Raw genomic sequence first — 11441 nt, 5'->3', positions numbered from 1 at the left:
CTTAATGGCTTAAACTTGACAATAATATAAATTTTGGATATAATTAAATTGTTTTAAGAGTTTTTATAATTATTTGTGGAGGTATAAATATATGTTAATGCAAGAAATGTGTTTATATATGATGAAAAAAAATAATTATAAATGTTGTATGTGTTGTTGTGAGTTAGGTAATATACTGCTGTAGTGGTGTTTGTATTTTTGTTGATATAAATGTTGCTATGGTTTTTTGTTTCCATTAAAAAGGTTAAATAGCTGACCGGATAAACCAGAGGCTTAATGTAAGTGAATATACGTATAATAACTATATCGACTAGACATACTAGAGATGGCTCACTAGATAAACTAGAGGCCAGAGGAATATATTATACTAAAAATTCATTATTATTTTAAGTTTAAGGAGGATTTTAAAATGGAAAAAATGATGGGTAAAAAGATGAACATGATGATGGGAAAGGGCATGATGATGAACAATAATATGATGAACATGATGGGAATGGATATGGCGATGCCTATGACACAGATGAATAGCATGATGATCCCTCGTGTAGTCATGAAAATGGAAAAATGCGAGAATGGTATGAAGGTTATGTGCATGACAAAAGATGAAACTGCAGCTGCAATGATGCAAAATCTTTGTTCTATGTTAAGCGGTGGAATGACCAGTATGTCTATGATGATGAATGGCATGAAGATGATGGACTGCAACATGATGATGGGAATGTGCAAGTTTGAAATGGGTATGGATGGCATGACAATGATGTGGACCAGTGGAGATGAAATGATGCGTAAGATGATTCAAAACTGCTGTGACTGTATGATGAGTATGATGGAATGCGGCTGTACTTGTGTAATGTGCATGAACAATACTCCAGTTTGCTGTTGCTAATAAATAACATAAGTAATTTCTTGATATTTCAGTATTAATAAAGAAATTGTAGGGATTTCTTTATTGAACTTTGGCAAGAAACTTTTTAATATAAGTGAGTTTCTTGTCCTTTTTATTTAATAAAAACAGCAAACCTTATATTTTATCTTATTCAATTTGTTTTACTAAAAAATAAAAAATCTACTTTCTAATAAGGAAGTAGATTTTAATATCTCAATTAATAATACTATACTTTCCTTATCTGTCAGGATTTATATCCTGCAGGAATTGACACCAATACATTTTAATGATGCTGGTTGTCGGGTTTCATCGGGCCAGTCCCTCTACCTCTCTTGATAAGTTATGTTATTCATGTCTTCATTATAAAATAAGTATGTTGATATGTCAATATGTTTTGAAAATATGTTTAAAAAGATTTATTTAAGCATCAAATCAGCCACCAGTACACCTGCTATTTGGGATGCATTGTCTCTTACAGGGACTGCTATTGTTATAATATAATCATTGGTATCCACAGACACGTAGGGTTTGGAAGCATAATTTTCTCCTCCTATGGCTGCTTTGAAATAAGGCCTGTGGGAAAAGCTTGCATATACTTCTTTTTCGTCATAATCTAGAGAAACAGCTTTCCTGAGACCATCTTTTTGCACCAGCCCAAAAAGCTGAAAATATGGATATTTTACTATATTTTCTTTTAGTATCCTGGTGCAGATATGATAATCCATGGAGGAAAGTCCATCGGATTTTGCCACCTGCTTTAAAATTTCAAATCCCTTTTGTATATGCTTTTTTGTTTCATCAGTAACTTTGTAATCTTTGGCAAAAGAATCTATTTTATATTTTATTTTTTTATTCATATCTGCCAAATTTGAAATTGAACTGAATATATTCTTTATAGCTGAAGATTGCTCTTCAGATGCGGATGCAACTTCCTGAGTGGAGGATGCAGTGTTTTCAGATATAACGGATATTTTTTTAATTATGTTTTGTATGTCAATTATTTTTTTGTTTTGAGTATTGATATCCTCATTTATGCTTTTTATGGCCTTAAGAGTATTTTGGCTTTTCAATTGAGTATTTCCTAAATTCTCTTTGATAGTTTTTGAAAACTGTATGTTATCATTTATACTCTTAACTTCTTTTTCCATATCAATTGATATGCCTGAAATTTCCTCCTTTATATCATTTATTATATTTTGAATTTCACTGGCCTGTTCAGATGAATCCCTGGCAAGTTTTCTTATTTCATCTGCCACTACAGCAAATCCGGACCCGGATTCCCTGGCTCTTGCGGCCTCTACAGATGCATTTAGTGAAAGCAGATTGGTGCTTTTGCTTATTTGATTCACTGTATCTGCTATATCTTGAATTTTAAAAGCTTTTTCATATAAAACTTTTATTTTAGATGCCAGTTCATTGTTAAAAACTGCTGAGCTATTCATCTTTTCCACTAGCTCGTCGTAGATTTTCTTATTATCTGCTACAGAAGATATCATGGAAGATGCTATGGTATCAATTGATCTTCCGTTGTTTACCATATCTGAGTAGTCTTTTCCGATTTGATCGAAAAGTTCTTTGCTCTCAGACACGTAATTAGTCTGTTCCAGCATGTCTGAGGATATTTTATTTATTGCACTGCAGGTTTCAGCAGCAGATATTTCTATTTTCTTTCCATTATCATTTAAATTCTGGCAGTAATTTATCAATTTATCTGTCATTATGGTAGTTTCGTTTATAAATTTTCTCATATTCAAAACTATATTGTTTAAGTTAAGGTATAATTTTTTAAATATACCTTTGTTGTTAACACTTAATTTTTCAGTTAAATTTCCATCGGCAATTTTGTAAGAAGAATTGCTGATTTCATCCAAGAATTTAAATGCTCTATCTGCTATTACAGTATAAAATACAATGCTTATTATCGTAAATATGATGTTGTTTAGCAATAAGATGTTCTCGGATAAAATGTTCTTGAAAATTACAAAGAGTATTAATGCAATAATCGTATAAATTAGTGCTATTAGCAATTTCAATTTACACCTGTTCATTATAAAATCTCCCCCTTTTGAAAAATAAAAAACTTCCTGCAGAGAAACTGTAAGAAGTTCATATGTTTTAGTGTTTCTCATCTTCAGGTTTTTCACCTGCTGGAATTAGCACCGTTGAACATAAATGTTCAGGTTGCCGGACGTCATTGGGCCAGTCCCTTAGTCACTCTTGATAAGAATTCATATTTAAATTTTAATGAAATAGTAACATATGTTAATATTATATAACATATATAATATATGCTGTTTATTTTTTTGTCAATAATCTATTTCTAAAAAAACTGACAACAGGTAATTGAAAAAATATGGCAAAAGACAAAAAATAGATAACTTGATATTGACATATTAAATTACACAGTGATATAATATAAAAAACATTAAATTTTGAAAAATTAATAGATAGTACTCTTATCAAGAGTGGTGGAGGGACTGGCCCTTTGAAACCCGACAACCGGCATCAGATTTTTAGATGTATCGGTGTCAATTCCTGCAGAGTTATTTATAGTATTCTGGAAGATAAGAAAAGTAGTATTTTATAAATAAGTTGATAAAAAGCTATTTTCCTTATAGGAAGATAGCTTTTTATAATATATGTAGTGGTTGTTAATACTGTTGATTTGAAAAATTGAGAATGGGAGGAATTCTAATGGATATAGAAAGTAAATTTTTAAATATCATAAATAATAATTTTAAGGAAAGTAAAAGTGAAGATTCTTTTGTAATTTGCCCTAAAATATTTTACAGTGGATTAAATGAAAGGGAAATATTTTCTATGCAGCAGATATATAATGAGGCATATAATAGAGCAGTAAAAAAAGTTGAAGATAAATATAGAGGCTTTTATATTTAAAATCCAGTTTACAGATATTTCATTAACTATTTATATGAAAGACAGAATGTTTTTCATGTTTTAAGAAATACTATACTCAAGATTATATAAACTTGAGGTGGTATTAAGTGGGAAATAAACACAAAGGCCTGTCTGCGTGGCAGGTCACTATGATGGCACTGGGTACCATAATTGGAGGATCTTTTTTTATTGGATCATCAGTTGCTATTCGTGCTGCAGGACCTGCCATTATGATATCCTATGTAGTAGCAGGAATTTTAGTCTATTTTATACTTTCCGCACTCTCGGATATGACGGAAAAGTATCCATCATCAGGATCTTTCAGGTCATTTGCTGAGAAAGCTTTTGGATCAGGTGCTGGATTCACCTTGGGATGGGTTTACTGGACTGGCATGATCCTGGCTATGTCCAGTGAGGCAGCTGCTATTTCCATTTTAGTGCGCAGCTGGTTTCCGGAAGTGCCCATTGGACTATTTGGAAGTGCTGTAATTGTTGTGGTTACATTGCTTAATTTACTTGAAGCCGATAAATTGAGCAAGTTTGAAAGCGGATTGGTTGCATTTAAATTATTGGCTATAGTGTCATTTATAATTATCGGACTGCTTATAATTATGGGACTTATTGGAAAAAATTCTCCGGTAGGTATAGGTGAATTGAAATATGAACCACTGCTTTCGGGTGGTATAAAAGGTATCCTGGGAAGCATGGTTACAGTTATGTTTGCCTATGCAGGATTTGAAATAATAGGTCTGGCTGCTGCAGATACCGACAATCCTAAAAAAACAATTCCAAGGGCCATTAATTATACTGTTTTGAGTTTATTGGGACTTTACATAGTTTCTGTAGCTGTGCTTCTTCCATTGATACCTACGGGGATACTCACTGAAGATGCAAGTCCTATGGTTGTGGCTCTGGATAGGTGGGGGATAAGCTGGGCCGGGAATGCAATAAATATAGTTATGTTTACTGCCATACTCTCGACTATGCTGGCAGCTATGTTTGGCCTGGGGAGAATGATTCGTTCTCTTGCAGAGGAAGGTTTTGCACCTAAATTATTGAAGGATAAAAAAGATGTTCCCTATAAGGGGATGATTTTTTCAGGTGCTGCAATGCTTTTGGGATTGATGCTGGGACTTTTATTTCCAAAAGTTTATTTATTTTTAGTGAGTTCGGGAGGATTTGCACTGATTTTTACCTATGTCATGATTCTGGCTTCAGAAATTAAACTTTCTAAAAGAAGAAAGATAAAAAATAGATATGCATATTGGTTCACAATGGCAGCCCTTGTTGCTGTTATTTTTAGTATGCCTTTTGTTCCGGGGCAATCTCAGGGACTTATAGCAGGAATAATAATAATTTTATTTTATTCGCTGATCTATTCAGGAATAAAATATTATGAAAATATAAAAAAATTCAAGTATCAAAATGTAAAGAGAAATACTGCAGGACTATCTACTGAGTTTTCTGAAGAGTTGATGGAGGATGAGAAAAACCCAAAACAAAATATGGATGATAAATAGGAATTATGAGAATGAGAGAGTTGAAATAAAAGGTGCTGCTGCATTAGCGATTTTTTAAATCGCTGTGAACAGCACTTTTATTATGATATAATATAATAACAATGTATGTTAAATTTAAAATGAGGTGACCAATATGTTTATAAATGAATTTAATAAAAGAGAATCCATTATCTTTATTAACTTAGTTCAGGCTCTAGCTAATGCAGATGAAGTATTTGCTCATAGTGAGCAAATATTGATAGATGACTATATCAAAGAACTTTCTTTAAACAATGAAACTATAGAAAAACTAACATATGAATCAGCTATTGAAGAATTATCATCATCTACGGACAGAATTAAAAATATACTTTATTTTGAATTGCTTGGATTGGCTTTAGCAGATGGATCTTATGATGAAAAAGAAATAAAACTTTTAGATAATATTGCATATAAACTTAATATAGATAATGCTAAGCAGCAGGATTTTATAAATTATTTTAAAATGACCAAAAATGTCAATGACTTTATAACTATGAATCCTGAATGCAAAATAAAATTATTAAAAGAGACAGCTATGGATTTAATATGATATGGAGTTAATATCAAAAGTGAACTGTATCATAGATAAATCTGAAAAGTCCATGCTCAAATTGAGGGAATGAGTATGGACTTTTATTTTATTTAAATCTATCTTTGTAAGATTGGATCATTTTTTTGACCATCTGTCCGCCAATAGGGCCACCTGATTTTCCAGCATCTTTTGAGGTTAAGTCTGCAATATATTTTTTGTTCAAATCAATTCCCAATTGATTTGCTGTTTCAATTTTGAGCTTGTTTAATCTTTCTTTTGCTTCTGGAACCAAAGGCTTATTTGACATGAACAAGATCCTCCTTTAATTTGTAATATATTTTTGGTGACATTTTAGTTTCTGTATATATGGGTAAGTTAGTCTATGAAATTAGAGAAATATTTAGAAGATATTTGCAAGACTAAAAACAGATAAACATGGAAAATTTATATGTATTAGAGTATAATGGTTATTATAAAATAATTGATTTTAATTAGTGCGAGAAGGTGTTCATATGTCAAAAATTAAAGTGTGCAAGCATACCTTGAATTATAGGGATTTAATCAGGATTCTAAAGGATAATGAAATTGAATTCAAAACAAAAGATTGTCTCCACAAATGCTCAAAATGTCATGAGAAAGTTCTAGTTAAAAAGGGTGATAAATATATATCTGCAAAAAATGTTGAAAATTTAATAGAAAAGTTATCCAAAGTTTAGAGCCTAAAATGCAGCATTGCTTATCCTGCAGGTCTTAAAAGAGCTGGTCAAAATTGTATTTAAATGATTTTGACCGGTTTTTTGATCAAAGTATATTTACAATCATAATAATATGATATACGTTATAATTGGAGGGTAAAAGAAATATAACGTGGAGGTAATAAGATGGCTTTAAAAACACCATCAGATATGCTTAGGGGACATACAGATACCATTGTGTTGGCTATTTTGAGAAAAGGTTACAGCTATGGATATGAAATTCACAAATCTATTATGGAAAAAACTCAAAATCAATTTGAAATGAAAGAGGCGACCCTTTATTCAAGCTATAGGAGGCTGGAGGAGGGTGGATATATTACTTCCTACTGCGGAGATGAGTCTCAGGGAGAAAGGCGTAAATACTATAAAATTACTGAAAAGGGAAGAGAACTTTACAGGCAAAATGAGGAAGACTGGGAATTCTCCCAGAGAATACTCAATAAATTATTGGAGGAGGAATTATGATTTGGAAAAAAGTAGAGTAGTACTGCTTGAATGTACCGACTATGATGAAGATAAAGTGTATAAAATTGTTAGAGAAGGATTGGGGCTTTTGGGAGGAATAGAGAAATTTGTAAGTAAAGAGGAAAGAATTCTTTTGAAACCCAATCTTTTAAAAAGAGCAGTGCCTGACCAGGCTATAACGACTCATCCTGTTGTATTCAAGGCTGTGGCGAGAATTTTGAGGGAAAATGGATATAATAGGATTTCCTATGGGGATTCACCGGGAAATGGCAATCCTGCAAAAATATCAGATGCTGCCGGTATTGCCGGGGCGGCAGAAGAATTTGAAATTGAGGAAGCTGATTTCAGGCAGGGAAAAAAAGTGGATTTTCCCCAGGGAAGAGTTGCAAAGGAGTTTGTGATAAGCAGAGGGGTTTTAGAGGCTGATGCAATTATAAATGTCTGTAAAATGAAAACTCATGCTCTTGAACGTATCACCGGTGCAGTGAAAAATATGTTCGGCTGCGTATATGGTTTCAATAAAGGGCTGAGTCATGCAAAATATCAGAGTGCAGACAGATTTGCAAAAATGCTCTGTGATCTGCATGTCATGATAAAACCCAGGCTTCATATTATGGATGGAATTGTAGCCATGGAGGGAAATGGACCTTCATCGGGAACTCCTGTAAAGATGAATGTTATTCTGATGTCTCAGGATCCGGTGGCTCTTGACAGTGTTTTCTGCAGGCTTGTTCATCTGGACCCAGCATCAGTGCCCACCAATGTAAATGGAGAAGCCTGGGGGCTTGGAAATTGGCATGAGGATAATATTGAAGTTTTGACTTCTCAGGGTGAAAAGTCAGTGGAGGAGATTGTGGCACAATATGGCAGGATGGATTTTGATGTCTACCGGGGAGATATCAAAAAAGCAGGTTTTCACAGAGTTGAGTGGCTTATGAAACTTATAAGGCAGAGGCCTTATGTAATAGAGAAAAAATGTATTCGCTGCGGCATATGTGTGAAAAGCTGTCCTGTAGAGGGTAAAGCCATAAAATTGGATAAGGACAGGGGAACGGTTCCGCAATACGATTATGATAAATGTATTAGGTGTTACTGCTGCCAGGAAATGTGCCCTAAAAAGGCCATTGAAGTGAAGACTCCATTTTTGAGAAGAATTTTGGATAAACTGGCCAGCGCACATTTATAAATGTAAAAGTCCAATAAAATTTTGCTTCCCTATTGACATTAACGCTGGGTGAAGGTTTATATTTGATTTACAGGGAGGTGAAAACATGGAATATACAGTGCAAGGACTCAGCAGGCTTTCAGGAATTAGCAAAAGGGCAATCCGGTACTATGATGAAATTGGGATACTGAAGCCGGCCAGGATCAATTCATCTGGGTACAGGATCTATGGAAAGGATGAAGTGGATAGACTTCAGCAGATACTTTTTTATAGGGAACTGGGGGTCAGTCTGGAGAGTATAAAAAATATTATGCTTTCCACTGGTTTTGATACTGTAAAAGCTCTGAAAGAGCACCATGAAAAGCTCCTTGAAAAAAGACGTAAATTGGATTTGATCATTTCAAATGTAGAAAAAACCATTGCGTTTAGGGAAGGAAGAATTAAAATGACAGATAGTGAAAAATTTGAAGGTTTTAAGGAAAAGCTTATAGAAGACAACGAAAAGAAATACGGCAGGGAAATCAGGGAAAAGTACGGTGATGATACTGTTGAGAGATCCAATAAAAAATTTAAGGGTATGACTGAAAAGCAGTATAGGGAAGCCGAAAAACTGGAAAGTGACATGCTGAGTACCTTGGAAGCTGCCATTGAAACAGAGGATCCCGCAGGAGAATTGGCACAAAAAGCAGCGGATATGCATAAAAGATGGCTCTGCTATTTTTGGGACAGTTATTCAAAAGAAGCTCATGCAGGTGTCGCACAGATGTATGTGGAGGATAGGAGATTTACAGCTTATTATGATAAGAAAAGATCGGGAATGGCCAAATTTTTGAGAGATGCCATTTTATTTTATACCGGTATGAATAAATAAAAGGAAAGATGATGAGATTTGGAATTTTTAATGCAATTGTTTATTAAGACCTGTGTAGAAACTGTCAATTTGACGGGCATGCTTATATTGGCAGGTTTTCTTCTGGGAGTGTTTAGAAATTATTCACTGATGAATTTTCAAAGAAGTATTGGGAATAAGGCAGTAATGATAACCGGATTTATCGGAGTACCGGTACATGAACTCAGTCATGCAATAGCAGCTCTGCTGTTTGGACATAGGATCACTGCCATAAAACTGTTTCAAAAACCAGGTGCCGGTGGTGTCATGGGATATGTAGAGCACAGTTATAATCAAAACAGCATTTATCAGCAGGTAGGAAATTTTTTTATAGGAATAGCCCCCATATTTGGGGGCATTGCCTGTATGATTGCATTGATGCACGTAACCATTCCACAGACGTACGATAATTTTATAAATATTTTAATGAAAAATATTCATGTGGAAGTGATAGATAGTTCTACAATTACAGGGATATTACATTCCTATTTTGGACTTGTGAAAAATATATTTTCAGCTGAAAATTTTCAAAATCCTTATTTTTACGTGTTTCTCTTTATATCCATATGCATATCTTCTCACATATCCTTGAGCATGGCCGATATAAAGGGTGCCTCCATGGGTCTTACAGCTATATTTTTTATACTGCTCATACTGAATATTTTTGGATTGTCAAAATATATACAGCAGATGAATTTGATAAAATATAATATAATGATAACGGGTTTTCTGGTGGTGGCAGTGATATTCTCCCTTATAACATTTATAATAAGTTTATTTTTTAGAATTATAAAAAGCTGAGCCGTAATTTTTTATGCTAGGGAACATCCGTATTTTTTCCCAATAAAGAGGGTACCTATTTGCTCCCCATCCATAATATTATATAAATTTTCAGGATTTTGTCCCTGAGTTATAACCATGTCAATACCATGAGAAGTGGCAATTTGGGCTGCATCAAGTTTTGTAATCATTCCACCGGTACCTCTGTTTGAGCCGGAGCCTTTTGCCAGTTTACGAATATTTTCATCAATATCATTCACTTGAGAAATTAGCCTTGCGTCAGGGTTTTTTCTTGGGTCACTTTCATAGAGCCCATCTATATCCGACATGAGAATCAATTTCTTTGCTCTGCAGAGTACGGCCACTACTGCAGAAAGCGTGTCATTGTCACCGAATATTTTTTGCCCGGATTCAATTTCTCTATAACTTACAGAATCATTTTCATTTACAATGGGAATAATATCTCGTTCCAAAAGGGAATCAAATGTGTTTATAAGGTTGTGTTTTTTTCCTTCCTGGTCTACATCTTCTTCACTGAGGAGTATCTGGGCAACAATCTTGCCGTATTCACTGAAGAATTTATCATAGATGTGCATGAGTTCACATTGGCCTACGGCGGCGGCGGCCTGCTTTATTCTAAGTTCTTTCGGACGTTCAGTCAACTTCATTTTGTTTGTTCCCACGGCGATAGCACCTGATGAAACAAGAATTATTTCATATCCTAAATTTTGCAGACCAGATAGAACTTGTGTCAGTTTGTCAATACATCGTAAATTTATTTTACCTTCTTCATTTGTCAGGGAAGATGTACCTATTTTAATTACTACACGATTTTTCATAAGATCCATTATACGTCAAATCCTTTCTATATTATGGCTTTTACAATAATTTGTTGTTTTTAAACAATAAAAAACCCTAAGTTGACTCAAATCAACTTAGGGCGAAATAAACTCCGTGTTACCACCTAAATTCAGTGTAAACTGCACTCGATCAGTACAAAGAAAACTCTTGATACTGTTTCCCATATAACGGGGGAATTCCAATGAAGTCTACTTGAATAGATGTTCGATTCATAGCTCCAAGACTGGTTCAATATTTTTTCATTAAAGTTTCACACCTGCCAACTTCTCTCTTGAAATCCAAAATACTTACTATTTCTTTTCACAGCATTTAACATATTTATTTTCTAAAAGCATATCACTAATTGAAAGAAATATCAAGTAAAAAAATTATTGAAAGCTGTCTATTTTTCTGAACTAACAGTAATAATTTTTAGGTACACTGCGTTAATACAATATACCAATTAGCATACTATAATAAGCCACAAAAACAAAAGAGCCCAAACCACGAGGTTTGAGTCCCTTTATTTCAATTGTGAATGGTGGAGACGAAGAGAATCGAACTCTCGGCCTTACGGATGCGAACCGTATACTCTCCCAGCTGAGCTACGCCCCCAAGCACTTATTTTAAAACAAACACCTTTTATATTATATAGCTGTTTTTTTGTGAATGCAATAAATTAGCTTGAGC

General features: G+C 33.9%; 12 protein-coding genes, 1 tRNA gene, 3 riboswitches and 1 other annotated feature. Of the genes, 9 read left to right on the top strand and 4 right to left on the bottom strand.

Annotation, left to right across the window (positions count from 1 at the left end):
- Positions 1-409: 409 nt before the first annotated feature.
- On the top strand, positions 410-886 hold the full coding sequence (locus CLLU_RS16500) for a hypothetical protein (protein ID WP_106010866.1): 477 nt from the start codon (positions 410-412) through the stop codon (positions 884-886).
- Between the two features lie 234 nt (positions 887-1120).
- A riboswitch (SAM riboswitch) is annotated at positions 1121-1228 on the bottom strand.
- A 74-nt stretch (positions 1229-1302) separates the two neighbouring features.
- On the opposite strand, the gene CLLU_RS16495 is transcribed toward CLLU_RS16500, so the two are convergent.
- Positions 1303-3015 carry a methyl-accepting chemotaxis protein gene (locus CLLU_RS16495; protein WP_242977715.1) on the bottom strand — a complete coding sequence of 571 codons (1713 nt, stop codon included), beginning with the start codon at positions 3013-3015 and terminating at the stop codon, positions 1303-1305.
- Positions 3009-3113, bottom strand: a riboswitch (SAM riboswitch). Its footprint overlaps the gene before it by 7 nt.
- Before the next feature lie 226 nt (positions 3114-3339).
- A riboswitch (SAM riboswitch) is annotated at positions 3340-3457 on the top strand.
- A 123-nt stretch (positions 3458-3580) separates the two neighbouring features.
- Here CLLU_RS16495 and CLLU_RS16490 point away from each other — a divergent pair.
- The 3 genes from CLLU_RS16490 (at position 3581) to CLLU_RS16480 (ending at position 5875) form a co-directional block, all read left to right on the top strand.
- Positions 3581-3784, top strand: a complete 204-nt coding sequence (locus CLLU_RS16490) for a hypothetical protein (protein ID WP_106010865.1) — start codon at positions 3581-3583, stop codon at positions 3782-3784.
- Positions 3785-3891: 107 nt separating this feature from the next.
- Positions 3892-5304 carry an amino acid permease gene (locus CLLU_RS16485; RefSeq protein WP_106010864.1) on the top strand — a complete coding sequence of 471 codons (1413 nt, stop codon included), beginning with the start codon at positions 3892-3894 and terminating at the stop codon, positions 5302-5304.
- Positions 5305-5437: 133 nt separating this feature from the next.
- Positions 5438-5875: a hypothetical protein gene (locus CLLU_RS16480; RefSeq protein WP_106010863.1), complete on the top strand. Its 438-nt coding sequence runs from the start codon at positions 5438-5440 to the stop codon at positions 5873-5875.
- Positions 5876-5963: 88 nt separating this feature from the next.
- Here CLLU_RS16480 and CLLU_RS16475 read toward each other — a convergent pair whose 3' ends face one another.
- The gene (locus tag CLLU_RS16475; RefSeq protein ID WP_106010862.1) at positions 5964-6164 is read right to left on the bottom strand and encodes an alpha/beta-type small acid-soluble spore protein; all 201 of its coding nucleotides are present in this window, start codon (positions 6162-6164) and stop codon (positions 5964-5966) included.
- A gap of 205 nt (positions 6165-6369) precedes the next feature.
- Between CLLU_RS16475 and CLLU_RS16470 the strand changes: the two genes are divergently transcribed.
- The 5 genes from CLLU_RS16470 (at position 6370) to CLLU_RS16450 (ending at position 9932) form a co-directional block, all read left to right on the top strand.
- Positions 6370-6573: a hypothetical protein gene (locus CLLU_RS16470; RefSeq protein WP_106010861.1), complete on the top strand. Its 204-nt coding sequence runs from the start codon at positions 6370-6372 to the stop codon at positions 6571-6573.
- 165 nt (positions 6574-6738) lie between these two features.
- The gene (locus tag CLLU_RS16465) at positions 6739-7077 is read left to right on the top strand and encodes a PadR family transcriptional regulator (protein WP_106010860.1); all 339 of its coding nucleotides are present in this window, start codon (positions 6739-6741) and stop codon (positions 7075-7077) included.
- A gap of 1 nt (position 7078) precedes the next feature.
- Positions 7079-8263: a DUF362 domain-containing protein gene (locus tag CLLU_RS16460; RefSeq protein ID WP_242977713.1), complete on the top strand. Its 1185-nt coding sequence runs from the start codon at positions 7079-7081 to the stop codon at positions 8261-8263.
- A gap of 85 nt (positions 8264-8348) precedes the next feature.
- Positions 8349-9113, top strand: coding sequence for a MerR family transcriptional regulator (locus CLLU_RS16455; protein ID WP_106010858.1), 765 nt, complete (start codon positions 8349-8351; stop codon positions 9111-9113).
- Positions 9114-9131: 18 nt separating this feature from the next.
- Entirely contained in the window at positions 9132-9932 is an 801-nt protein-coding gene (locus tag CLLU_RS16450; protein ID WP_106010857.1) for a hypothetical protein, read from the top strand.
- Between the two features lie 11 nt (positions 9933-9943).
- Here the strand turns inward: CLLU_RS16450 and proB are convergent, their stop codons facing one another.
- Together proB and CLLU_RS16440 are read right to left on the bottom strand one after the other, a co-directional pair.
- On the bottom strand, positions 9944-10759 hold the full coding sequence (gene proB / locus CLLU_RS16445; RefSeq protein WP_106010856.1) for a glutamate 5-kinase: 816 nt from the start codon (positions 10757-10759) through the stop codon (positions 9944-9946).
- A gap of 85 nt (positions 10760-10844) precedes the next feature.
- Positions 10845-11085, bottom strand: a binding site (T-box leader).
- 205 nt (positions 11086-11290) lie between these two features.
- Positions 11291-11366: transfer RNA gene (locus tag CLLU_RS16440), tRNA-Ala, on the bottom strand.
- Positions 11367-11441 lie beyond the last annotated feature (75 nt).

Source organism: Clostridium luticellarii (genome assembly GCF_002995845.1).
Classification (GTDB): domain Bacteria; phylum Bacillota; class Clostridia; order Clostridiales; family Clostridiaceae; genus Clostridium_B; species Clostridium_B luticellarii.
The sequence above is the reverse complement of the archived record's forward strand: the minus strand, read 5'-3'. Positions and strand labels throughout refer to the sequence as shown.